The sequence below is a fragment of the Pseudarthrobacter sp. C4D7 genome, from assembly GCF_013359725.1.
Lineage (GTDB): Bacteria > Actinomycetota > Actinomycetes > Actinomycetales > Micrococcaceae > Arthrobacter.
Map to the genome: position 1 here is coordinate 119,274 of NZ_JABFMW010000009.1, position 21,795 is coordinate 141,068.

The following is a 21,795-nucleotide window of genomic DNA, read 5'->3' on the forward strand; positions in this document are numbered from 1 at the left end:
CAGGGGGCGTCGGGGAGCATGCGCCGCGCGGGCGAATTTGCGCGTCGTACACCCCCGGTTCACCCGGCCGCCAGCAGCTGTGTTCCGGCCCGGGAAAGGCTGGAGACATGACTGAGTCTTCCCAGGCAGGGGTTTCCCGCCGCACCATCGTCAAGAGTTCCGTCCTCGCTGCTGCCCTGGCTTCCGTCCCCGCCGCGAACGCGTCGGCAGCCGGCCAGTCTCCCGGCGGCGTGGCGCTGGTCCGCAACCGGCTCACGCTGCCTAGCGGCATCGCCACCGGCGACGTCACCTCCGACTCGGCGGTGCTCTGGTCCCGCGCTTCGGGCGCCGGGCGGATGACCGCCGTCCTGCGGGCAGTGGACGACGCCGGCCAGGTCCTGCGCGGGCGCGGCGCCTTTGAGCGGGTCCTTCGCGGGCCCCGCGCCACCCAGGCGTCCGATTTCACCGCCAAGATCCACGCCGGCAATCTGCCCTCCAACACCCGGTTCGCGCTGGAGATCAGCTTTGAGGACGACGGCGGCGCGGCCGGCGAGACGGTCCGCGGCGGCTTCCGCACGGCACCGGACATGGGGACGGTCAACGGCAAGGGCCGCACCGGCGGGACGGGCAAGGGAAGCGACGTCCCGGACTCGTCCGCGCAAAGCTTTGTGTGGACAGGCGACACCGCGGGCCAGGGGTGGGGCATCAACGAAGAGATCGGCGGCATGCGCGGCTACCGGGCCATGCACCAGACCCGTCCCGACTTCTTCATCCACTCCGGCGACACCGTCTACGCCGATGGCCCCATCGCCGAAACCGTGGTCGAAAAGGACGGGCAGGTGTGGCGGAACCTGGTGACCGAAGAGGTGTCCAAGGTGGCCGAGACGCTCACCGAGTTCCGCGGCCGCCACCGCTACAACTCCATGGACGCCAACATGCGGGCCCTGTTCGCGGACGTGCCGGTGATCGCCCAGTGGGACGACCACGAGACGCACAACAACTGGTACCCCGGCCAGGTCCTGGACGACTCCCGGTACACGGTACGGGACGTCAACACCCTCGCCGCCCGTGGCCGGCAGGCCTGGCAGGAGAACATGCCCATCGCGGACAGCTCGGCCACCTGGCGTCCGGGGACCTTCGACGACGCCGGCACGTACCAGCCGGCACGCATCTACCGGAAGATCTCCCGCGGCCCGCAGCTGGACATCTTCTGCCTGGACATGCGCACCTACAAGTCCCCGAACACGGACGGCAAGGAACCCTACGCCACCGCCATCCTGGGCCAGGAGCAGGCGGACTGGCTGGTCAGCGAGGTCAGCAAGTCCAAGGCGACGTGGAAGGTCATCGCCAACGACCTGCCCCTGGGGATCGTGGTCCCGGACGGCCCGGTGAACGAGGAGAGCGTGTCCAACCGCGACGCCGGTGCGCCCCTGGGCCGGGAGCTGGAAATCGCCGGCGTGCTCAGCGCGTTCAAGCGCAACGGCGTGAAGAACACCGTGTGGCTCACCGCGGACGTGCACTATTGCGCCGCCCACCACTACTCCCCCGAACGCGCAGCCTTCACCGACTTCGACCCGTTCTGGGAGTTCGTGGCCGGACCCATCGCGGCAGGATCCTTCGGCCCCAACGCGATGGACGGCACCTTTGGCCCCGAGGTGGTGTTCTCCAAGGCCGGACGCTTCGCCGGCGAGTCCCCGCGCGACGGCGAAAACCAGTTCTTTGGGCACGTCCAGCTGGGTGAGGACAACAGCTTCACCGTAAGCCTCCGCAATGCCAACGGCGCCACCGTGTTCTCGAAGGTCCTGACCCCCGAACGGTAGACCCCGCTCCGCGCGGGTCCCCCACGACGCGCAAAACTTGCGGCGACGCCCAGAGTTCCTGACGCCCCCCATATCTGGGGGGCGTCGATGAATTTGCGGGGCGCGAACGGGAATCCGCGTCGATCTGGGGCGCACGCACCGTGGTGCCCTGCCGCCGTCGTCCGTTATTCTGCGGCCCTTGCTGGGTACGCCGTTGGTAGTGTTCCTGCACCCAGGACACGGACGGAACGGCCAGTTCAAGGCAAGGACGGGGTGATGGTGTGGACGGCGGAACTTCGGACGACGGCGGCATGACGGCGGCGGCCCAACGTGCGGGGGCCGTTGAGCTGCTCCTGGTCCGGCACGGCGAGAGCGAAGGCAACGTAGCGGCCACCGAGGCCCGCGAGGCCGGCGTGGAAGTGATCCAGGTCCCCGCCCGGGACGCGGATGTGGACCTCTCCGGTACCGGCAGGGACCAGGCAAAGGCGCTGGGCACCGCGCTGGCACGGATCGCCGTCGAGTTCCGTCCGGACGCCGTGGTGTCCTCGCCCTACGCACGCGCCCTGCAGACGGCTGAAATTGCGGTGGAAACGGCCGGGTGGCCGGTGCAGGTGCGCACGGACGAGCGGCTCCGGGACCGCGAACTCGGCATCCTGGACCGGCTCACCCGGCTGGGCGTGGAAACCCGCTACCCCGAGGAGTCTGAACGCCGGGACTGGCTGGGCAAGCTGTACTACCGGCCGCCGGGCGGGGAATCCTGGGCGGACGTGGCCCTGCGGCTGCGGTCCGTGCTGGCGGAACTGAACAGCCTGGGCACCGGCCATCGGGTCATGTTGGTGTGCCATGACGCCGTGATCATGCTGTTCCGCTACGTGCTGGAAGGGCTCAGCGAGGAGGAGCTGCTGGACCTTGCTGCCAGGGAGTCCATCCTCAACGCCTCGATGACCCGGTTCGTCCGCCCGTCCGGGGTGGGCCCGTGGACACTGGAGAGCTTCAATGTCGCCGACCATCTGGCCGAGCAGGGCGTCGCGGTCACCGAGCACGGAGGAGACACCAGTGTCCGGCCGCAGTGACTCCGGCGGCGCCACCCTGGTAGCGCCGTCCCTTCTGCGGGAATGGCCTCTGCCGGAGCCAGGGGCGGATAAGTATTCCCGCGGCTCGGTGCTGGTGGTGGGCGGGGCCAGGGCCACGCCCGGGGCTGCGCTGCTGGCCGGCGTCTCCGCGCTGCGGGCAGGGGCCGGGAAGCTTACCCTGGCAGTGGCGGAATCGGTGGCCGTTCAACTGGGAGTTGCCCTGCCGGAATGCGGTGCGATCGGCCTGCCCGAGACTCCCGGAGGATCCGTCAAGCCTGAACTGGCCGCAATCGACTCGTACTTGGACGCGGCGGACACCCTGCTGGTGGGGCCCGGTCTGGATGACCCCGACCTCGCCGGGGAACTGCTTGAAGCGTTGCTGGAACGCGGGGACCGCAGTTCCGGCGGTTCCGATGGCGACCAAGGAGGCCCCGCCGTCGTCCTCGACGCCTACGCGCTGGGCGCCGTGGCGCAGCTGGAAGGCCGGCTGGACCCCTGGCGCGGCCGGCTGATCCTCACCCCGAACCCAAAGGAAGCCGCGATCCTGCTGGGCCGGGACGTGCAGGACCTCGAAAAGGACCTTGCCGAAATCTCGGAACGGTTCAGCGCCGTGGTCAGCTGCCAGGGACTGATCACCCAGCCGCCGGGGCACGCCCCGGACGGCCCCGGCCTGTGGAAGATCACGACGGGATACGGCGGTCTGGGCACATCCGGCAGCGGCGACGTCCTGGCGGGGGCGATTGCCGGGCTGCGCGCCCGTGGAACCACCGGCGCCCAGGCAGCATGCTGGGGAACCCACCTGCACGCGGCGGCGGCGGACCGGCTGGCCAGCAGGCTGGGGCCGCTGGGATTCCTGGCCCGCGAACTGGCCGATGAACTGCCCGCCCTGATGCTGGAACTCAGCGTCTGACGCATGGCCCCGGCCGCGGATGCCGGCATGGACTCGGCGGGCCTGGCACAGACACAGGGATGGCCCCCGGCCGAAGCCGGGGGCCACCGTGGCGGGAGGCTGGGCCTACGCTGCCGGTGCGCTGTCTGGCGCTGTGGCGTGCCCAGAATGGCGATACGCCCCTAAAGGCAGTCAACAGATGCGCCCGCTTCCCGGTCCTGAATGGAACTACGCGGCGATTTCCTGCTTTTCCCCCTTCGTTTCAACCTCAATCCTGCGCGGCTTGGCCTTCTCGGCAACCGGGATCCGCAGCGTCAGCACGCCTGCGTCGTAGCTGGCCGAGACGTGGTCGGTGTCCAGCGTGTCGCCAAGGATCAGTTGGCGGCTGAAGACTCCGCGCGGCCGTTCGGCGGCGACCAACTCGGTGTCCTTGCCCACCGGCTCCGGGCGTTCGGCCCGCACCGTCAGGACATTCCGTTCGACGTCGACGTCCACTGAGTCCGCCGTTACGCCGGGCAAATCGAAGGCCACAACGAATTCCTGATCCTCGCGCCATGCATCCATTGGCATCGCCGCCGGGCGTGCAGCCGTGCCGAGGACCTGCTGGGCCAGCCTGTCCAGCTCGCGGAACGGATCGGTTCGCATCAACATGGCTTCCCTCCTCGTAAGAGATGGTCCAACACCGTTTCCTTGTCAGCCAATCTATAGTGGCTGACATAGATTTTTTAGCACTCAAGAAGCAGGTCCGCAAGAGCTTTCGACATCAAATCCGCCAAGATTTTCCGCCTCACCCGGGCAGCGGAAAGGGGGCCTTCCGACCGCTAACGCGCAGCCGGAGGGCCCCCTTGTGGAGCTTGCGGTCAGTCTCTGGTGGGGTCCGGACGAAGCGGCGCCGGGCCGGGATCGGGAACGGGCAGCGGGCCCGGGGGTCCGGGGAAAGGATTCGGTGACGGCGGCCCCGGCGGACGAGGCTGGGTAGGGTCCGGGGATGTGGGTTCGGGACCGGGCTCCGGCGGAAACGGCTCAGGTTCGTGCACTGGCGGGATGGTCATGAACTTCCCCTCTTCACGCTGGGCGGATGTGCCTTGGACTGATCAGACTACGCTTGCCGCCCGCCCGCAACCACCCTCCCCCTCCCTCATTTGCTCCATCAGTTGCGGTCCCTGAACACCGGTTTTAGGAGCCCTACGTGATGGAGCATCACGACGGCGGGACGCTGCCGGCGTGCGCAGCGCCCGGTTCCGGCAGCCCCGGGCAGCCCGGGGCACGTCACGCAGTCAGCGAACGGCCCGCCTGCCCGCAGCAGGAGGTCTATATATTGAGTTCATGACCTCCACCTCCCTGCAGGATTCCGCCGGCACAGCAATCCCGGTACCCCCGGCCGCCAAGAAAATCCCCACCGAGCGCACCCACCACGGGGAAACGTTCGTGGACAACTACGAGTGGCTGCGGGACAAGGAGTCGCCGGAGGTCGTAGAGCACCTGCGGGCTGAAAACGCCTACCAGGAGGCCGTCACCGCCGGCCAGGAACCGCTGTGCGAGGCCATCTTCCAGGAGATCAAGGGCCGCACCCAGGAAACCGACCTGTCCGTCCCGCACCGCAAGGACGGCTGGTGGTACTTCAGCCGCTCGGCCGAGGGCAAGGAGTACGGCATCCACTGCCGCGTGAAGGCACAGGACACCGGAGACAAGGTGGCCGACTGGACGCCGCCGGCCGTGGAAGCCGGAGTGGGCATTCCCGGCGAAGAGGTCCTGCTGGACGGCAACGTGGAGGCCGAAGGCAAGCCATTCTTCTCCATCGGCGGCACCGCCGTCACCGTGGACGGCACCCTGTACGCCTACGCCGTGGACAACGCCGGCGATGAACGCTTCACCCTGCGGATCAAGGACCTGCGCACCGGTGAACTGCTGCCGGACGTCATCGAGAACATCTTCTACGGGGTTGCCTTTTCCCCTGACGGCACCCGCCTTTTCTACACAGTGGTGGACGAGTCCTGGCGGCCCTACCAGGTCAAGGCGCACGTCCTGGGCACGCCCGTATCCGATGACGTGGTGGTGTTCCAGGAGGACGACGCCGCCATGTGGCTGGGCTTCGAGCTGTCCGCCGACCGGCGCCACCTGGTGCTGGGGATCGGCTGCTCGGAGTACAGCGAAACCAGGCTGATCCGGTTCGACGACCCCGCGCAGGAGGTCACCACCGTGATTTCCCGCGACGAGCGGGTCCTGTATGAGGCAGAGCCTTTCCTGCTGGACGGTCAGGAACGCATCCTCCTCACGCACAACCGCGGCGCCATCAACTCCATGGTCTCCCTGGCTGACCCGGCCGAGCTGGACAAGCCGCTGGCCGAGCAGTCCTGGCAGACCGTCGTCGGGCATTCCGACGACGTCCGCGTCAATGGCGCGGGCGTCACCGCCACGCACCTCATCGTGTCCATCCGCAAGGACACCATCGAGCGCGTGCAGGTGATGGGACTGGCCGGGCTGGGCACGTCCGCCCAGCAGGAGCCAGTGGAACCGGCGTTCGACGAGGAGCTCTACACCGCCGGGGTGGGCGGCTCTGACTACTCGGCACCCGTCATCCGGCTGGGCTACACGTCCTACTTCACGCCGTCGCGCATTTACGATTTCGTGCTGCCCACACCGGAGCAGCCGGCCGGCGAACTGCTGCTGCGCAAGGAAAGTCCCGTCCTGGGCGGCTACGACGGCAGCGACTACGTTGCCACGCGGGAATGGGCCACCGCCGGCGACGGCACCCGCATCCCGCTGTCCGTCCTGCGGCACAAGGGCGTCAAGCAGGATTCGACGGCGGCGGGCCTGGTGTACGGGTACGGCTCCTATGAGATGAGCATGGACCCGGGATTCGGCATCGCCCGGCTGTCGCTGCTGGACCGCGGCGTGGTGTTCGTAATCGCGCATATCCGCGGCGGCGGCGAGCTTGGCCGGCACTGGTACGAGGACGGCAAGAAGCTCACCAAGAAGAACACCTTCACCGACTTCGTGGACGCCACGGACTGGCTGACCCGCTCCGGCTGGGTGGATCCCGCGCGGATCGCGGCTCTCGGCGGCTCCGCGGGTGGCCTGCTGATGGGCGCCGTCGCCAACATGGCACCGGAAAAGTATGCCGCCATTGTGGCGCAGGTGCCGTTCGTGGACCCGCTCACCAGCATCCTTGATCCGGACCTGCCGCTGTCCGCGCTGGAGTGGGAGGAATGGGGCAACCCCATCACCGATCCCCAGGCCTACGCCTACATGAAGTCCTACTCCCCGTATGAGAACGTGCGGGAGGTGGCGTACCCCAGGATCGCCGCCGTGACATCCTTCAACGACACCCGGGTCCTCTACGTGGAACCGGCCAAGTGGGTGCAGGAGCTGCGGAACAAGACCACGGGGTCCCAGCCCATCGTGATGAAGATCGAGATGGACGGCGGCCACGGCGGCGCCTCCGGCCGGTACGTGCAGTGGCGCGAACGGGCCTGGGACTATGCGTTCATCGCCGATGCCCTGGGCGCCACGGAGCTCCTGCCCGGGGCCGGCCTCAAGTAACCCATCGATTGCTGAGTAGACGCCGTTTTCAGCCGTCAAAACGGCAGTTACGGAGCAATCGATGAGCACCGCCATATCCGCAAAAGCTAACCATGCTTACTATTGGGGTGCACTTGTTGTCAGGCACGGGTAACCAGAGGAGCAGGCATGTCGTTGAGCAAGGGAACACACGTGGAGTGGAACACTTCGCAGGGCACGACGCACGGCAAGATCGTCGAAAAGAAAACCAGCGACTTCGAACTCGACGGCAACAAGCACCGTGCCAGCGAGGATGAGCCCCAGTACGTGGTGGAATCGGCCAAGACGGGCGCCCGGGCAGCGCACAAGGCATCTGCCCTGACCGAGAAGAAGTAATCCCATGGCTGCCCGCCACGAGGTGCTGATCATTGGTGGCGGCAATGCCGGCATCTCACTGGCGGCCAGGCTGCAACGCTACGGCGTCAAGGACGTGGCCGTCATCGAGCCGCGGGACCACCACCTCTACCAGCCGTTGTTCTCGCACATAGCCGGCGGCCGGGCGCAGGCCCGGGAAGCCATCCGGCCGCAGCAATCGGTTCTCCCCCGGGGCGTCACCTGGATCCGGGATGCCGCCGCGGGAGTGGACGCGATGGCCAATACCGTCACCCTGGCTTCCGGGGCCTCGGTGGCCTACGGCCAGCTGGTGGTATGTCCGGGGCTGCAGTACGACTGGGACGCGGTGCCGGGGCTCGCCGAAGCCGTGCACTCGCCATCCGGTGCCTCGCACTACGAGTTTGAGCTGGCCCCCAAAGCGTGGACGCTGCTCAGCGCCATGACCTCCGGCACGGCCGTCTTCACCATGCCGGCGGGGCCCATCAAGTGCGGGGGCGCCGCCCAGAAACCCATGTACCTGGCCTGTGACTACTGGCGTGAACAGGGAGTCCTGGACACGATCCGGGTGGTGATGGTGCAGCCCTACCCCACGGTGTTCGGGGTGCCGGAGGTGGACCGGGAACTGGACCGCAAGATCGCCGAGTACGGAATCGAGCTGCGAACCAACAGCGAACTGGTCTCCGTCGACCCTGCCGGGCGCGTGGCCACCATCCGGGACCATGCCGCGCACAGCACCGAAGAGCTGGCGTACGACGTCCTCAATGCCGTCCCGCCCCAGTCGGCCCCGGACTGGCTCAAAGCCACGGACCTGCCGGCTGCCGGCGACTCAGGCGGCTTCGTGGAGGTGGACCGGCAGACGCTGCGGCACCGGCGCTACCCCAACGTATGGTCCCTGGGCGACGCCGCCGGGACCACCAACTCCAAGTCCGGCGGCGCGCTGCGCAAGCAGACCAAAGTGGTGGCGAAGAACCTGGTGGCGGCGCGGAAAGGCAGGCCGCTGCGCGCCAGGTACGACGGCTACTCGGTGTGCCCGTTCACCGTGTCCCGGGACTCGGTGGTGTTCGCCGAGTTCGACGACCAGTACCGGCCCAAGCCCACCATCCCCCGCGTGCCCACCTGGAACGAAAGCAGGCTCTCGTGGGTGGTGGACCGCGACCTGTTCCCGAAGGTCTACTGGAACCTGATTCTCAAGGGCCGCGCGTAACGGCGGCCCCGCAGGCTTTTACGCGCCGGCGGAGACGACGGCGGCCGTAGCCTCCGCGATGGCGCGTTCCTCGTCCGTGGGAACCACCAGGACGGGAATGGCGGAGGACGGCGTGGAAATGACGCGTGGTTCCTTTGACCGCACGGCGTTCAGGCCGCCGTCGAGCTCAATGCCCAGGGCACCCAGCCGGTCCACCACCAGCGCCCGGAACTGCTGGGAGTTCTCGCCGATCCCGGCAGTGAACACCAGGGCCTTGGCCCCGCCGACGGCCACGTGGTAGCCGCCGATGTACTTGGCCAGCCGGTAGGAGGCGACGGCGAGCGCCATGGACGCGCGTTCATCGCCGGCCTCCGAGGCCACCACGACGGAGCGCATATCGTTGTTGCCGGCCAGGCCCTTCAGCCCCGATTCGCGGTTGAGCATGGTGTCGATGTCCTCCGGCGTCCACCCGGCGCGGCCCAGGAACACCAGGATGGAGGGGTCCAGGTCGCCCGAACGGGTGCCCATCACGAGGCCTTCCAGCGGGGTGAAGCCCATGGAGGTGTCCACGGAATGTCCTCCCCGGATGGCCGTCACCGATGCGCCGTTACCCAGGTGGGCGATGACGCCGTCGAACTCCTCGACGGGCAGGTCCAGCAGCGCCGCCGACCGGCGCGCAACGTACTCGTGTGAGGTGCCGTGGAAGCCGTAGCGGCGGATGCCGTGGTTGGTGTACAGCTCATCCGGGACGGCGTACCGCCAGGCGTGCTCGGGCAGGGTACGGTGGAAGGCGGTGTCGAACACGGCTACCTGCGGCATTTTGGGCCACTTTTTGGTGATGGCGCGGATGCCCAGGACATTGGCGGGATTGTGCAGGGGCGCCAGCGGGTTGAGCCGCTCAATGGCGCGGGTGATCTCGTTGTCCACCAGCACGGGCTCGGAAAACCGCTCCCCACCGTGGACCACCCGGTGCCCCACGGCGCCCAGCTCCTGGTCGCCGAGCTCCGCGTGGATCACCGCATCCACCTGTTCCAGCGCCTCGGCGTGGTCCCGCGGGCCTTCGCTCGCGCCATCCCCGCCGCCACCGTTGCCCATCCCGATCTTCTCGATCAGTCCTTCGGTGAGCACCGTGCCGGCGGCCACGTCCCGGACCTGGTACTTCAGCGACGACGAACCGGAGTTGATGACGAGCACGAGCATGCGGGGCCTCCTCAGCCTGGCGTCTGCAGTTCAACCCCCACTATAGGTGGCGCCGCTAACGGTCAGTCAGCAGCAGCGTGTTGCCGTCAGGATCCCGGGCCGTGAAGAAGAGGCAGACGTCCGCCGACCCTTCGATGGGGCCGGTTGGAACGCCGCTTTCCGCGAGCCGGGCGCGGGTCTTTGCCAGGTCGTCCACCCAGAAGTTGCACGTGGCCCACGGCAGGCCGGGTGCGGCGTCAATGCCACTGTCGGGCCCCATGAGGGTGACTGATGCACTGCCGGCAGCGCCAAGGACTGCCGAGAACGTGTTCGACGACCCGACGGCAAGGTCCAGCATGCGGCTGTACCAGTCTGCTGCCGCCAGGGGATCCTGGACGGGGATGAAGGCGGTGGTGATGGATGTTCCAGGCATGCCGGCGAGCCTAGCCGATCCGGGCAGCACATTTCGCGGTATTCCTTGCGCAGAGGGGCAAGCTGCGCCTATGGTCGGCGGACAAGGCTGGACCACGCCGAGAGGACAATTCCATGACGAACGAGCCCCATTCGATCGACGAGAACGACCCCACCAACACGGGATCCAGCAGCACCGCGCCGCTCGACGCGCAGCCCGATTCGGGCAGCAAGGACGACCCCACGGGGGTGGAGGGCGCCAACCCGGCCCTGGACGATACCGGCCACCTCAAGGCAGAGGAGACCGGGGAAGCGCCGGAGGCCCCGGAAGACCGCGAGGGCCTGGACCTGACGCCGCAGGGCCTCTCGGACGAGCCTGCCAAGGAAGAAGACCCGGAGAGCGTGGCCAAGCCGGACAACAGCTGACAGGACCACGTGCAAAAGGACGACGCCGGCACCCACCAGGGTGCCGGCGTCGTCCTTTACTGTGTGGTTCCCTACGAGGCCGGCGCCTCCGCAGTTGCGTTCGCCCGTGCCGGCGGTTGCTCCTGCGCCGGAGACTGTGCCTGGATGGCCGTGATGGCCACCGTGTTCACAATGTCCTCCACCGTGCAGCCGCGGGAAAGGTCGTTGACGGGCTTCCGCAGCCCCTGCAGGACCGGCCCCACCGCCACCGCCCCGGAGCTCTGCTGCACGGCCTTGTAGGTGTTGTTGCCCGTATTCAAGTCCGGGAAGATGAACACCGTTGCCTGCCCGGCCACGGAGGAACCCGGCATCTTGGATGCGGCGATCGAGGCGTCCACGGCGGCGTCGTACTGGATGGGGCCTTCCACGGCGAGGTCGGGGCGGCGCTGCCGGACCAGCTCGGTGGCCTGCCGCACCTGGTCCACGGCCTCGCCCGCACCGGAGCCCCCGGTGGAGTAGGAGAGCATGGCCACCCGTGGTTCCACCCCGAACTGCACCGCAGTCTCGGCCGACGCCAGGGCGATGTCCGCCAGCTGCTCCACATTGGGATCAGGGTTGACGGCGCAGTCGCCGTAGACCAGCACCCGGTCCGGCATCAGTATCAGGAACACCGAGGAGACGATCTTCACGCCCTCCCGCGTCTTCACGAACTCCAGCGCCGGCCGGATGGTGTGGGCCGTGGTGTGCGCGGCGCCGGACACCATGCCATCCACCACACCGAGCTGGACCATCATGGTGCCGAAGTAGCTCACGTCCTGCATGATCTCCAGCGCCTTGGCCAGGTCCACGCCCTTGTGTGCCCTCAGCTCCGCGTACTTTTCGGCGAACTTCAGCCGCAGGTCGGAGGTGGCGGGGTCGATGACGGTAATGCCGGAGAGGTCGATGCCGTTGGCGGCCGCCAGTTCCCGGACGTCGGTCTCCGGGCCCAGGAGCGTGAGGTCGCAAACGTCGCGGCGGTGCAGGATTTCGGCGGCGCGCAGGATCCGGACGTCGGTCCCCTCGGGAAGCACCACGTGGCGGCGCTGCGCCCGGGCCCGCTCAATGAGGTCATGCAGGAACCGCAGCGGCGTCATCCGCTCGGCCCGCGGCAGGTGCAGCCGCTCCACCAGTTCAACCTCATCCACCCGACGCGACCACAGGCCAAGGGCGGAGGCCACCTTGCGCCGGTGGCCGGACCAGATTTCGCTGCGGACCTCGGAGACCCGGCGGGCCGTCTGGTAGGTGTCCTCGTCCGCTGCGAACACCGGGAAGGGGGCCTGCGCCAGGAGCGGGTAGATGTTGGCGTCCGGGGCCAGGCCACCGGTGAGGATGAGCGCGGACGCTACCGGAAATTCGGGCGAGAAGGACGAGGCCAGGCAGGCCACCATCACATCCGCCCGGTCCCCCGGCACGATCACCAGGGCGCCCTCGTCCAGCACGTTCAGGAAGTTGCCCACGTTCATGGCGGCCACCTTGATGTCCCGGACATCGCGTTCCATGTCCGGTGTGCCCGCGATCTGGCGTACCCCCAGGGCCGCCGCCACCTCGCCGGTGGTGGGGCGGGCGATCTCCTCCAGCTCGGGCAGGATGTACACCGGCCGGCCGGAAGCGCCTGGTTTCAGGGCGGCCGCGATGGCGTCCAGGTCTTCGGCGTTCGCCCGGTTGACCATGATGGCCAGCAGTGAGCAGCGTTCGGCGGCGAGCTCCTTGCGGGCCACTTCGACGGCGGCGGCGGTCTCGGCGACGGTCCGCCCCTTGGCGCCCACCACAGCCACCACCGGGGTGGCGAGGTTGTTGGCCAGCCGGGCGTTGAGGTCGAACTCGACGGCGGCATCCTGGCCCACCAGGTCGGTGCCTTCCACGATCACCACATCGCAGTGGCGGGAAATGTCGGCGAAGATCTCCACGCACCGGGCATCAATCTCCGCCCGGTTTCCTTCCGCCAGCAGGGTGCGGACCTCGTCGTAGGTCAGGCCGCCGCGGCAGCGTTCGTCCTCCAGCGCAAACCGGGCCTTCATCAGCGCCACCATGGGGTCATCGGCGGCCGAGGGCCCGTGGACCACCGGCTTGAAGAAGCCAATCCTGTCGGCGTGGCGGTGCAGGGTGTCCGCCAGGCCCAGGGCCACGAGGGATTTGCCCGAGCCGGGGGTGGTTGCGCTGACATAGATGCCTGTGGCCATGGTCCGCCCTTTGCTGTTGATGCTGGTGCCGGTCCCCCCAATCCTTGCACTTCCGGCCCGCGCGCGGGGCGCCTCCCCTTGACACCGGACCCCCTCATGGGATTACCTAATGAACATTCGGTAAATAAAGCTGGAGGCAATGACGCATGGCTGAAACGACACTTTCCGGGGCCACCCACCCCATCCTGGAAAACGACTACGCCTCCGAATGGATGGGCATCGAGGTCCTCGCCCTCAGCGACGGCCACGCCACCATCCGGATGACGCTCCGGCAGGAAATGCTCAACGGCTTCGGCATGGCCCACGGCGGAATGATCTTCGCCTTCGGCGACACCGCCTTCGCCCTGGCGTGCAACCCCATCCACCCAGCACCCCGCGAGGAAGGCACCATCACCGTCGCCTCCGGAGTGGACATCAACTTCCTCAAGCCCGCCTTCCGGGGCCAGGTGCTCACCGCAGTGGCAGACCGCCGCTCCAGCGCCGGCCGCAGCGGACTCTATGACATCCAGATCTTCGCCGCCGACGCCGGTGCGCCGGCGTCCGAAGGCCAGCCCAGTTCCAGTACCCCGGGCGAGCTCATCGCCGAGTTCCGCGGACGCAGCCGCACCATCCCCAAGAAGTAGGAAAATCATGACCCTGCATGCCCCCGAAACCTCCGCCGCTGCCCTTTCCACCCAGGACACCGCCACCGGCACCGATGCCGGCCTGGACCGCGAGGAAACCATCTCCCGCGACGAGCTGGAGGCGCTCCAGCTCAGCCGGCTCCAGCACACGGTCCAGTACGCCTACGACCGCGTGCCGCTGTACAAGCGCAAGTTCGACGAAGCCGGCATCCACCCCCGTGACCTGCGTGAACTCGAGGACCTGGGCAACTTCCCCTTCACCACCAAGGACGACCTGCGGGAGGAATACCCGTTCGGCATGTTCGCGGTGCCGCAGCATGAAGTAGCCCGGATCCACGCCAGCTCCGGCACCACCGGCCGGCCCACCGTCGTCGGGTACACCAAGCAGGACCTGGCCGACTGGGCCAAGCTCGTGGCCCGCAGCTTCCGGGCCTCCGGCATCCGCCCCGGCATGAAGGTCCACAACGCCTACGGCTACGGCCTGTTCACCGGGGGCCTCGGCGCGCACGCCGGCGCCGAAGCCCTGGGCTGCACCGTGATCCCCATGTCCGGCGGCCAGACCGAACGCCAGATCCAGCTGATCCAGGACTTTAAGCCGGACGCCATCCTGGCCACGCCCACCTACCTGCTCACCATCGCCGACGCCATGGCGCACATGGGCATCGATCCCGCCTCCACCTCGCTGAAGTTCGCCGTGCTGGGCGCCGAGCCGTGGACCCAGGAGATGCGGCACGAGCTCGAGGTCATGATGAACATCAAGGCGTGCGACATCTATGGCCTGTCCGAGGTCATGGGCCCGGGCGTGGCTGGCGAAGCCGTGGAAACCCAGGACGGCAGCCACATCTGGGAGGACCACTTCCGCCCGGAGATCATCGACGCCTTCAACCCGGTGGCGGGCAGGGAGAACGTCCTGCGCGACGGCGAGCACGGCGAACTGGTCTTCACTTCGCTGACCAAGGAAGCGCTGCCCATCATCCGCTACCGCACCAAGGACCTCACCCGCCTGCTGCCCGGCACGGCGCGCCCCGCGCACCGCCGGATGGGCCGCATCACCGGCCGCAGCGACGACATGATCATCCTGCGCGGCGTGAACCTGTTCCCGTCCCAGATCGAGGAAATCGCCCTCCGCATCCCCGAGCTCAGCCCGCACTTCCAGCTGGAACTGACCCGGCCCGAGGGCCAGCGGATGGACCAGCTGACGGTCCGGATCGAGCGCCGGGACGCGGTCAGCGTGGAGCAGAGCACGACGGCGGCACGCACCTTGAAAGAGCAGATCAAGATCCACGTGGGTTCTTCCTGCACCGTGAACGTGGTGGAGCCGGGCTCGCTGGAACGGTCCAACGGCAAGCTCCGCCGTATCTACGACATGCGGCCGAAGGCATAGCAAAACATGCTGCCGGCGTGGCCGACGCCGGCCGGGTTGCTGCCCGGCCGGCGCGGAGCCCCCGGACCGACCGACCGTTCGTGAGAAACTAGCCATTATGCCCAGCACCACCGAAACATCCAGCCCGGCCAACGGCGCCGCCAAGCGCGGCCGCCCCGGCTACGACCAGCAGTCTGTGCTGCGCATCGCCGTCGACGTCTTCAACCGCCATGGCTACGACGCCACGTCCATGGGAATCCTGGCGGACAACCTGGGGATCTCCAAGTCCGCGATCTACCACCACGTGCCGTCCAAGGGCGACCTCCTCAAGCTGGCCCTTGACCACGCACTGGGCGGCCTGGAGTCCATCCTGGAGCAACCGGAGGCCACCTCCGGGGCTGCCGATGCCCGGCTGGAGTTCGTGCTCCGGCAAACGGTGGCGGTGCTGGTGGACCGCCTGCCCTTCGTCACCCTGCTGCTGCGGCTGCGCGGCAACACCGAAATCGAGCGGGACGCGCTGGAACGCCGCCGGACCTTCGACCACAAGGTAGCCGTGCTGATCTCGGCAGCCCGCGATGAAGGCTCACTCCGCCAGGACATTGATCCCCGGACCGTCAGCCGCCTGCTGTTCGGCATGATCAACTCGATCGTGGAGTGGTACAAGCCGGGCGGTTCCCTCTCGCCGCAACGGCTGGCCGACGACGTCATCACCATGGCGTTCGACGGCCTCCACGCCGACGCGTAGGCGGCGCGTGCACCGGCCCCAGGTCAACTAGTAAGCGTACTTGGTATTTGGCGGCCTCCCCGGCTACGGTGGTAGAAAGCCACCATCCGCAGGGAGGTCCCGAATGAGCCAAGCAATCGATGCCCGCCGTTCACGCCGCCTCCGGACCATCCTGGCCGGCAGCCTCCTGCCGGCGGCCCTGGTACTCAGCGGCTGCACCGGCAGCCCTAACCCGGCACCCTCCACCACCTCGTCCCCCGGCCAGGCGCCGGCGTCGTCCCCGGCTTCGGACACGTCCGCTTCGGCAACGCCAATCACCGGCGCAGGCTCCGGGACCGCGGCCGGCAACCTGCCGCAGCTCGTGGAGAACCTCTCGCCCTCCGTGGTCACCATCTTCACCCAGGGCGGCCTGGGCAGCGGTGTGGTGTATTCGGCCGATGGCCTGATCCTCACCAATGAACACGTCATTCGCGGCGCCACCACCGTGGAGGTGGGTTTCGCGGACGGCCAGCGCGTTGAAGGAACGGTCAAGGCCAGCGATCCGGTGACCGACCTCGCGCTGGTCCAGGCCAAGCGCACCGGCCTGCCCAAGCCCACCTACCAGAGCGACCTGCCCAAGGTGGGTGAGGGTGCCCTGGTACTGGGTTCCCCGTTGGGATTCGAAAACACCGCCACCGCCGGCATCATTTCCGGGCTGCACCGTTCCATTCCAGGCTCAGCGTCCAACAGCCTCTCCCTCGTGGACCTCATCCAGACGGATGCGCCCATCAGCCCGGGCAACTCCGGTGGGGCGGTAATCAACATGCGCGGCGAGGTGATCGGGATCAGCGAGGCGTATATACCGCCGTCGGCAGGTGCTGTCTCGCTGGGGTTCGCCATCCCGGCCGCCACCGCCGTTGACGTGGCCGAGGAACTGCTGGCCAACGGCTCTGCCCGGCATGCCTACCTGGGCCTGACCCCCGGTGAGCTGACGGCCCAGATCGCCGCCCAGCTGGGCATCCAGGGCGGAACCGGAGTGGTGGTCCTGGCCGCGAACCCGGACGGCCCGGCCGGCAAGGCCGGAATCCGCCCCGGGGACGTCCTGCAGTCCATGGAGGGCACCGAGCTCGCCACGCCGGAGAAACTGCTGGCGGAACTGCGCAAGCGCAACCCCGGCGACACCGTAGGCTTCAAGGTCAAACGGGGAGATCAAAGCCTGGACATCAAAGTGGACCTCACCGACCGCCCAGCCACCACAACCACCCGATAGGAAGGAAACACCATGAGCCACCCCAAGGAAGAACCAGAGGCAGGATTCATCGTCCCGGATCCGTCCAAGCTCCGCGAGGACATTCCCGGCGACGCCGGCGACGAGGCCAACGCGATCCGCTTCAGCGAGGAGCAGGCCCTGATCGAGGAACAGTCGCACGGCATCCGCCCCGACACGTACAGCGTCCCGCCGGGAGGCCCCACCATGGATGAGGCCCGCGGCAACATGGACCTCTCGGACCGCAGCGAAGAAGGCCACGGCACCGGCCGCGAGGATGACAGCAGCGACGACGGCCTGCACGGCGGCGCTGAAAGCTGACGCCGCACCGCACGCAGAAAGCAGCAGGGGCACCCGGACGGGTGCCCCTGCTGCTTTCGTTTTCGGGTGCCGCTGCCTGGCCTACACCTGGTACTCCACGTCCGCCGTGAGGTTCTGGTGGATGCACAGGATGTTGTGTTCGGTGTCCATGAACCACGCGCACTTCTCCGAAGCGGTGGTGCAGATGTGGTGTTCCGTCTTGAGGGTGGGCAGGTCGTAGTCCTGGAACATCACGCCCCTGGCTTCCATGTCACGGACGGCGGCTTCGATGTCCGCGACCTCGAAGCTGATGGCAGTGTGATCGGAGTGCCTGCCGTCGGATACCGGCATCAGCTGCAGCAGGGGGCCGCCGTCGGTGCCCAGCAATTCGCTTCCGTCATCTGCCACTCCCCGGTGCGGCAACCCGAGTTTTTCGGTATAGAAGCGGTGGGCGCGCGCCGGGTCGTCGACCGGAAGGATGGTTGTGGCTGTGTTCATTTTCAGGGTCATGGGGGCCACCTCCTACGGGCAGAATTTTACGCCCGGGAACCCAAAAAGGAACCGCCCCAAACGCCGCATTGCCCTATCACTTGTGGCTCCTAAAACCGCAGTTTAGGAACCAAAAGTGATAGGGCAACGAGGGGACGTTGGGTTACTTTTCCACGAGGGTGAGGACGTCGTAGGTGGCCACGATTTCGTCGTTCTGGTTGGTGAGCACGGCATCCCAGGCCACCTCACCGTATTCGTCCGTCTCACGCGGGGTGATCTTCTTGGCGGTGAGGGTCACCCGGATGGAATCGCCCGCGGCCACCGGAGTGATAAAGCGCAGGTTCTCCAGGCCATAGTTGGCCAGCACGGGGCCCGGTGCGGGCTCCACGAACAGACCGGCACCCCAGCTCAGCAGCAGGTAGCCGTGCGCCACGATGCCCGGGAAGAACGGGTTGGCTTCCGCCGCTTCCTGGTTGGTGTGGGCGTAGAAGGTGTCGCCGGTGGAGTGGGCGAACGCGGTGATGTCCTCCAGGGTGACCTGCCGCAGCTCAGAGCGGACGGCGTCACCGATGCGAAGGGTGGACAGGTGCTTCCGGAACGGGTGGGTTCCCTCGGTCTCCACCGTGAAGTTGCGGTCGGCCCCGGTGTGCCACACGCCGGTAACGGCGGTGAGCATGTTCGGGGAGCCCTGGATGGCGGTGCGCTGCATGTGGTGCAGCACGGACCGGATGCCGCCCAGTTCTTCGCCGCCGCCGGCACGTCCCGGGCCGCCGTGGACCAGGTGGGGAACGGGTGAGCCGTGGCCGGTGGAGGAGCGGGCGTCTTCACGGTTGAGCATCAGGACACGGCCGTGGTGGGCCGCGATGCCGGTGACCAGCTCGCGGGCCGCCTCCGGATCGTTGGTGCACACCGAGGCCACCAGCGAGCCCCCGCCGCGGGCGGCGAGACGGACGGCGTCGGCCAGGTCCTTGTAGCCGATCACGGACGATACCGGCCCGAAGGCCTCCAGCGAGTGGATGGCCTCCGCCTCCGGGTCGTCCCAGTTCAGGACCACCGGCGCCATGAAGGCCCCTCCGTCCACCACCCCCGTGGTTCCGTCCGCGGAGGTGACCGACGGCGAATCCAGCGTTCCGTACGCAAGCTCACCGCCGGCATCGAGCATGGACTGCACGGCGGCGCGGACGTCCTGCAGCTGTTCCACGGAGGCGAGGGCTCCCATGGTGACGCCTTCGCCCCGGGGGTCGCCAAGGACCACGCGCTCGGCGATGCGCTTGCCGATGGCTGCCGACACGGCGGGCACCAGTTCCTGCGGCACGATGGCCCGGCGGATGGCGGTGCACTTCTGGCCGGCCTTGACGGTCATCTCGGTGACCACGGACTTGACGAACGCATCGAATTCCGGGGTGCCCTCCACAGCGTCCGGGCCGAGGATGGCCGCGTTCAAAGAGTCGGTTTCGGAGGTGAACCGGACGCCGCCCTCCACCACGTTGGGGTGGGCCTTGAGGGACTTGGCCGTGGAGGCCGAACCGGTGAAGGCCACCAGGTCGCGGTAGTCCAGCACGTCCAGCAGCCCGCGGACGGAGCCCGAAATGAGCTGCAGCGAACCCTTGGGCAGGATGTTCGATTCGATGATGGCCTTGACCACGGCGGCGGCAACATACCCGGTGGGCGTGGCCGGCTTGACGATCGTGGGGACGCCGGCCAGGAACGCCGGGGCGAACTTCTCGAGCATGCCCCAGACAGGGAAGTTGAAGGCGTTGATCTGCACCGCGACGCCGGGGATGCGGGTGTAGATGTGTTCACCGGCGAAGGAGCCGTCCTTGGACAGCACCTCCATGGGGCCGTCCACCACTACCTGGGAGTTGGGCAGCTCGCGGCGGCCCTTGGAGCCGAAGGTGAAGAGGACGCCGATGCCGCCGTCGATGTCCACCATGGAATCGATCTTGGTGGCGCCGGTCTGGAAGGAGAAGTTGTAGAAGTGGTCGCGGCGGGCGTTCAGGTACTGGGCCAGTTCCTTGAGCTTCAGGGCGCGCTGGTGGAAAGTCAGGCGGCCGAGTCCGTCCTGGCCCGTGGTGCGGCCGTATTCCACGACGGCGGCGAGGTCCAGCCCTTCCGTGCTCACCTTGGCCAGGATCTCCCCCGTGCTCGCGTCCCGCACGGGAACCGCAGAAGCCGAGGAGCCGGCGTCGGGCGTCCACCATGCGTCCATGACGAAGCTGGGCACTGTCTCCACGGTGTCGACCGTGGCCTGGGGAGCTGTGGCTGTGGTGGTCATCGTTGACGGTCCTTCCAACAAGGGGGCAGGCAAACAGGACAGCCATTACTGACCGTCCGTTCGGTAATATATTCACCATACATGACGTGCCGTGCTGCAGACTAGAAGGCCAGGACAGAATTGGCCCCTTCAAAGGAGAACTCATGACCGCACCTGCCCCGAACCATGCTGCCGGAAGCCAGCACGAGCTCTGGAAGATCACCCTCGGAGAGCTGGACGAAAAGATGGGCGTGAAAATCCTGGAGGAGTCCGTGGAGCGCGTGGTGGCCACCATGCCGGTGGAGGGCAACCGGCAGTCGTTCGGGCTGCTGCACGGCGGCGCCTCCCTGGCCGTGGGTGAGGCCGTGGGGTCCTGGGCAGCCGTAATCCATGCAAGCACCATGGGCAAGACGGCCGTGGGAGTGGATGTTTCGGCCACCCACCACCGCTCCGCACGGGAGGGCCAGGTGACCATCACCGCCACACCCATCCACCTGGGCGGCACGCTGACCACCCACGAGGTACTGATCACCAATGAGGCAGGCCAGCGGCTGTGCACCCTGCGCATCACCAACCTGATGATGACGCCTAAAAACTGAAAAAATCCGCCCCGCGGTGCATCCAAGGGCTGCGGCGAAGAGGTAATACGCATGTAAGCATCAACAGCCCGGACTGCCGGGCCATTCAAGGAGTTCGACATGCGCAAAATAACCTATGCCGCTGGAGCACTTTCCCTTGCTGCTTCGCTGGCTTTCGCCGCTCCAGCCCAGGCCGGCACCTGGCATCACGACGACGATCCCGCCCTGCTCTCCGTCCTGCACGGCGTGCCCGGCCTGACCGTGGATGTGTGGGTAAATGGCCAACTCACCCTTGACGACTTCACGCCCGGGACCCTGGCCGGACCGCTGGAACTGGCCGCCGGCGACTACCGGATCGCCGTCACCGCCGCAGACGCCACCAGCGCCGAAAATCCGGTCATCGGGCCGGTTGACGTCGAACTCGACGCGGGCCGCAACTACACCGCGGTGGCCCACCTTGACGCCGACGGCGCCCCCACGGCGTCGCTCTTCACGAACGACACCAGGGCTCCAGGCAACGACAAGAAGGGCAAGCTGACGGTCCGGCACGTGGCCGCAGCCCCCGCCGTCGATGTGCTGGCCGGCGGAACACCGGTCATCGAAAACCTCAGCAATCCGGACCAGGCAACCTTGAAGCTGAAGGCCGGCACGATTTCAGCGTCGGTAGCCGCGGCCGGGACCACCGATCCCGTCATTGGCCCGGCTGACATCACCGTCGACGGCGGGAAGAACACCATCGTCTATGCCTGGGGAAGCCTTGCCGACGGCACCTTGAACGTGGCTGTCCAGGTGGTCGACGGCAAGGAGCGCTGCGGCGGCCGCCACTAGGACGGACGCCGCCACGGACCTGCCTGTGGCTGCTACCGCGAGGTACGCCGGTTCCGGCGGCGGACCAGCACCGTCAGCAGGACGCCGATGAGAAGGGCGCCCGCGGCCGCAGCCGCCGCGGGGACCAGCCCGGTTGACCCGGTATACGCCAGGCCAGCGGCGGGGTCACCGGTTGCACCGGTGTTGGCAAGATCCCCTGGAGCGCTGGGCGCCGGACTGCCCGGCGGGAGGACGACGGCGGGTGTTTCGGACGGCTGGGCCGGCGCGGGGTCCGCGGGAGCAGGGATGCCCGGGGCCGGGTTGGTCGGCGCAGGTGCCGACGGTGCCGGGCTTACCGGTGGGGCGGGGCTGACCGGCGG

20 protein-coding genes and 1 pseudogene are annotated in these 21,795 nt (G+C 67.8%); 14 read left to right on the plus strand and 7 right to left on the minus strand.

Features of this window, described 5'->3' with window-relative positions; translation table 11 throughout:
* The first annotated feature begins 107 nt into the window (after window positions 1-107).
* The 3 genes from HNO81_RS09145 (at window position 108) to HNO81_RS09155 (ending at window position 3,761) form a co-directional block, all read left to right on the plus strand.
* On the plus strand, window positions 108-1,799 hold the full coding sequence (locus tag HNO81_RS09145; RefSeq protein ID WP_175317805.1) for an alkaline phosphatase: 1,692 nt from the start codon (window positions 108-110) through the stop codon (window positions 1,797-1,799).
* 290 nt (window positions 1,800-2,089) lie between these two features.
* Entirely contained in the window at window positions 2,090-2,851 is a 762-nt protein-coding gene (locus HNO81_RS09150) for a histidine phosphatase family protein (RefSeq protein ID WP_175317836.1), read from the plus strand.
* Window positions 2,835-3,761, plus strand: a complete 927-nt coding sequence (locus HNO81_RS09155; protein ID WP_175317806.1) for an NAD(P)H-hydrate dehydratase — start codon at window positions 2,835-2,837, stop codon at window positions 3,759-3,761. The genes HNO81_RS09150 and HNO81_RS09155 overlap by 17 nt, the downstream gene beginning before the upstream one ends.
* 207 nt (window positions 3,762-3,968) lie before the next feature.
* On the opposite strand, the gene HNO81_RS09160 is transcribed toward HNO81_RS09155, so the two are convergent.
* Window positions 3,969-4,391: an Hsp20/alpha crystallin family protein gene (locus HNO81_RS09160; protein WP_175317807.1), complete on the minus strand. Its 423-nt coding sequence runs from the start codon at window positions 4,389-4,391 to the stop codon at window positions 3,969-3,971.
* A gap of 675 nt (window positions 4,392-5,066) precedes the next feature.
* Between HNO81_RS09160 and HNO81_RS09165 the strand changes: the two genes are divergently transcribed.
* From HNO81_RS09165 to HNO81_RS09175, 3 genes are all read left to right on the plus strand, one after another.
* Window positions 5,067-7,283 (plus strand): S9 family peptidase, encoded by a 2,217-nt coding sequence (locus tag HNO81_RS09165; protein ID WP_175317808.1) that lies wholly within the window; start codon window positions 5,067-5,069, stop codon window positions 7,281-7,283.
* A gap of 147 nt (window positions 7,284-7,430) precedes the next feature.
* The gene (locus HNO81_RS09170; RefSeq protein WP_175317809.1) at window positions 7,431-7,637 is read left to right on the plus strand and encodes a DUF2945 domain-containing protein; all 207 of its coding nucleotides are present in this window, start codon (window positions 7,431-7,433) and stop codon (window positions 7,635-7,637) included.
* A gap of 4 nt (window positions 7,638-7,641) precedes the next feature.
* Window positions 7,642-8,838, plus strand: a complete 1,197-nt coding sequence (locus HNO81_RS09175) for an NAD(P)/FAD-dependent oxidoreductase (RefSeq protein WP_175317810.1) — start codon at window positions 7,642-7,644, stop codon at window positions 8,836-8,838.
* A gap of 18 nt (window positions 8,839-8,856) precedes the next feature.
* Here the strand turns inward: HNO81_RS09175 and HNO81_RS09180 are convergent, their stop codons facing one another.
* Window positions 8,857-10,017 (minus strand): acetate kinase, encoded by a 1,161-nt coding sequence (locus tag HNO81_RS09180; protein WP_175317811.1) that lies wholly within the window; start codon window positions 10,015-10,017, stop codon window positions 8,857-8,859.
* A 55-nt stretch (window positions 10,018-10,072) separates the two neighbouring features.
* Entirely contained in the window at window positions 10,073-10,429 is a 357-nt protein-coding gene (locus tag HNO81_RS09185; RefSeq protein ID WP_175317812.1) for a VOC family protein, read from the minus strand.
* Between the two features lie 113 nt (window positions 10,430-10,542).
* Here HNO81_RS09185 and HNO81_RS09190 point away from each other — a divergent pair, with 113 nt between their 5' ends.
* Window positions 10,543-10,833 carry a hypothetical protein gene (locus HNO81_RS09190; protein WP_175317813.1) on the plus strand — a complete coding sequence of 97 codons (291 nt, stop codon included), beginning with the start codon at window positions 10,543-10,545 and terminating at the stop codon, window positions 10,831-10,833.
* A gap of 71 nt (window positions 10,834-10,904) precedes the next feature.
* Here HNO81_RS09190 and pta read toward each other — a convergent pair whose 3' ends face one another.
* Window positions 10,905-13,031: a phosphate acetyltransferase gene (gene pta, locus HNO81_RS09195; protein WP_175317814.1), complete on the minus strand. Its 2,127-nt coding sequence runs from the start codon at window positions 13,029-13,031 to the stop codon at window positions 10,905-10,907.
* Window positions 13,032-13,177: 146 nt separating this feature from the next.
* Between pta and HNO81_RS09200 the strand changes: the two genes are divergently transcribed.
* From HNO81_RS09200 to HNO81_RS09220, 5 genes are all read left to right on the plus strand, one after another.
* Entirely contained in the window at window positions 13,178-13,654 is a 477-nt protein-coding gene (locus tag HNO81_RS09200) for a hotdog fold thioesterase (RefSeq protein WP_175317815.1), read from the plus strand.
* Between the two features lie 7 nt (window positions 13,655-13,661).
* Window positions 13,662-15,038 (plus strand): phenylacetate--CoA ligase PaaK, encoded by a 1,377-nt coding sequence (gene paaK, locus HNO81_RS09205; protein WP_175317816.1) that lies wholly within the window; start codon window positions 13,662-13,664, stop codon window positions 15,036-15,038.
* 97 nt (window positions 15,039-15,135) lie between these two features.
* Entirely contained in the window at window positions 15,136-15,762 is a 627-nt protein-coding gene (locus HNO81_RS09210; protein WP_175317817.1) for a TetR/AcrR family transcriptional regulator, read from the plus strand.
* A gap of 103 nt (window positions 15,763-15,865) precedes the next feature.
* Window positions 15,866-16,990 carry a S1C family serine protease gene (locus HNO81_RS09215; RefSeq protein ID WP_175317818.1) on the plus strand — a complete coding sequence of 375 codons (1,125 nt, stop codon included), beginning with the start codon at window positions 15,866-15,868 and terminating at the stop codon, window positions 16,988-16,990.
* A gap of 12 nt (window positions 16,991-17,002) precedes the next feature.
* Window positions 17,003-17,308, plus strand: a complete 306-nt coding sequence (locus HNO81_RS09220; protein WP_175317819.1) for a hypothetical protein — start codon at window positions 17,003-17,005, stop codon at window positions 17,306-17,308.
* An 81-nt stretch (window positions 17,309-17,389) separates the two neighbouring features.
* On the opposite strand, the gene HNO81_RS09225 is transcribed toward HNO81_RS09220, so the two are convergent.
* Together HNO81_RS09225 and paaZ are read right to left on the minus strand one after the other, a co-directional pair.
* The gene (locus HNO81_RS09225) at window positions 17,390-17,797 is read right to left on the minus strand and encodes a VOC family protein (protein ID WP_175317820.1); all 408 of its coding nucleotides are present in this window, start codon (window positions 17,795-17,797) and stop codon (window positions 17,390-17,392) included.
* Between the two features lie 142 nt (window positions 17,798-17,939).
* Window positions 17,940-20,051, minus strand: a complete 2,112-nt coding sequence (paaZ, locus tag HNO81_RS09230) for a phenylacetic acid degradation bifunctional protein PaaZ (protein WP_175317821.1) — start codon at window positions 20,049-20,051, stop codon at window positions 17,940-17,942.
* Between the two features lie 143 nt (window positions 20,052-20,194).
* Here paaZ and HNO81_RS09235 point away from each other — a divergent pair, with 143 nt between their 5' ends.
* Together HNO81_RS09235 and HNO81_RS09240 are read left to right on the plus strand one after the other, a co-directional pair.
* Window positions 20,195-20,629 (plus strand): PaaI family thioesterase, encoded by a 435-nt coding sequence (locus tag HNO81_RS09235; protein WP_175317822.1) that lies wholly within the window; start codon window positions 20,195-20,197, stop codon window positions 20,627-20,629.
* A 99-nt stretch (window positions 20,630-20,728) separates the two neighbouring features.
* Window positions 20,729-21,436, plus strand: coding sequence for a DUF4397 domain-containing protein (locus HNO81_RS09240; protein ID WP_175317823.1), 708 nt, complete (start codon window positions 20,729-20,731; stop codon window positions 21,434-21,436).
* Window positions 21,437-21,468: 32 nt separating this feature from the next.
* On the opposite strand, the pseudogene HNO81_RS09245 reads toward HNO81_RS09240, so the two are convergent.
* Window positions 21,469-21,795 (minus strand): annotated as a pseudogene (locus HNO81_RS09245) (peptidase); the annotation flags it as partial.

What these genes read in the sequence shown, in the direction of transcription:
- HNO81_RS09235 (WP_175317822.1), top strand. Translation starts at nt 20,195, where the DNA reads ATGACCGCACCTGCCCCGAACCATGCTGCCGGAAGCCAGCACGAGCTC.
- HNO81_RS09240 (WP_175317823.1), top strand. Translation starts at nt 20,729, where the DNA reads ATGCGCAAAATAACCTATGCCGCTGGAGCACTTTCCCTTGCTGCTTCG.
- pta (WP_175317814.1), bottom strand. Translation starts at nt 13,031, where the DNA reads ATGGCCACAGGCATCTATGTCAGCGCAACCACCCCCGGCTCGGGCAAA.
- HNO81_RS09190 (WP_175317813.1), top strand. Translation starts at nt 10,543, where the DNA reads ATGACGAACGAGCCCCATTCGATCGACGAGAACGACCCCACCAACACG.
- HNO81_RS09170 (WP_175317809.1), top strand. Translation starts at nt 7,431, where the DNA reads ATGTCGTTGAGCAAGGGAACACACGTGGAGTGGAACACTTCGCAGGGC.
- HNO81_RS09210 (WP_175317817.1), top strand. Translation starts at nt 15,136, where the DNA reads ATGCCCAGCACCACCGAAACATCCAGCCCGGCCAACGGCGCCGCCAAG.
- HNO81_RS09185 (WP_175317812.1), bottom strand. Translation starts at nt 10,429, where the DNA reads ATGCCTGGAACATCCATCACCACCGCCTTCATCCCCGTCCAGGATCCC.
- HNO81_RS09175 (WP_175317810.1), top strand. Translation starts at nt 7,642, where the DNA reads ATGGCTGCCCGCCACGAGGTGCTGATCATTGGTGGCGGCAATGCCGGC.
- HNO81_RS09220 (WP_175317819.1), top strand. Translation starts at nt 17,003, where the DNA reads ATGAGCCACCCCAAGGAAGAACCAGAGGCAGGATTCATCGTCCCGGAT.
- paaK (WP_175317816.1), top strand. Translation starts at nt 13,662, where the DNA reads ATGACCCTGCATGCCCCCGAAACCTCCGCCGCTGCCCTTTCCACCCAG.
- HNO81_RS09145 (WP_175317805.1), top strand. Translation starts at nt 108, where the DNA reads ATGACTGAGTCTTCCCAGGCAGGGGTTTCCCGCCGCACCATCGTCAAG.
- HNO81_RS09150 (WP_175317836.1), top strand. Translation starts at nt 2,090, where the DNA reads ATGACGGCGGCGGCCCAACGTGCGGGGGCCGTTGAGCTGCTCCTGGTC.
- HNO81_RS09225 (WP_175317820.1), bottom strand. Translation starts at nt 17,797, where the DNA reads ATGACCCTGAAAATGAACACAGCCACAACCATCCTTCCGGTCGACGAC.
- paaZ (WP_175317821.1), bottom strand. Translation starts at nt 20,051, where the DNA reads ATGACCACCACAGCCACAGCTCCCCAGGCCACGGTCGACACCGTGGAG.
- HNO81_RS09215 (WP_175317818.1), top strand. Translation starts at nt 15,866, where the DNA reads ATGAGCCAAGCAATCGATGCCCGCCGTTCACGCCGCCTCCGGACCATC.
- HNO81_RS09200 (WP_175317815.1), top strand. Translation starts at nt 13,178, where the DNA reads ATGGCTGAAACGACACTTTCCGGGGCCACCCACCCCATCCTGGAAAAC.
- HNO81_RS09165 (WP_175317808.1), top strand. Translation starts at nt 5,067, where the DNA reads ATGACCTCCACCTCCCTGCAGGATTCCGCCGGCACAGCAATCCCGGTA.
- HNO81_RS09180 (WP_175317811.1), bottom strand. Translation starts at nt 10,017, where the DNA reads ATGCTCGTGCTCGTCATCAACTCCGGTTCGTCGTCGCTGAAGTACCAG.
- HNO81_RS09160 (WP_175317807.1), bottom strand. Translation starts at nt 4,391, where the DNA reads ATGTTGATGCGAACCGATCCGTTCCGCGAGCTGGACAGGCTGGCCCAG.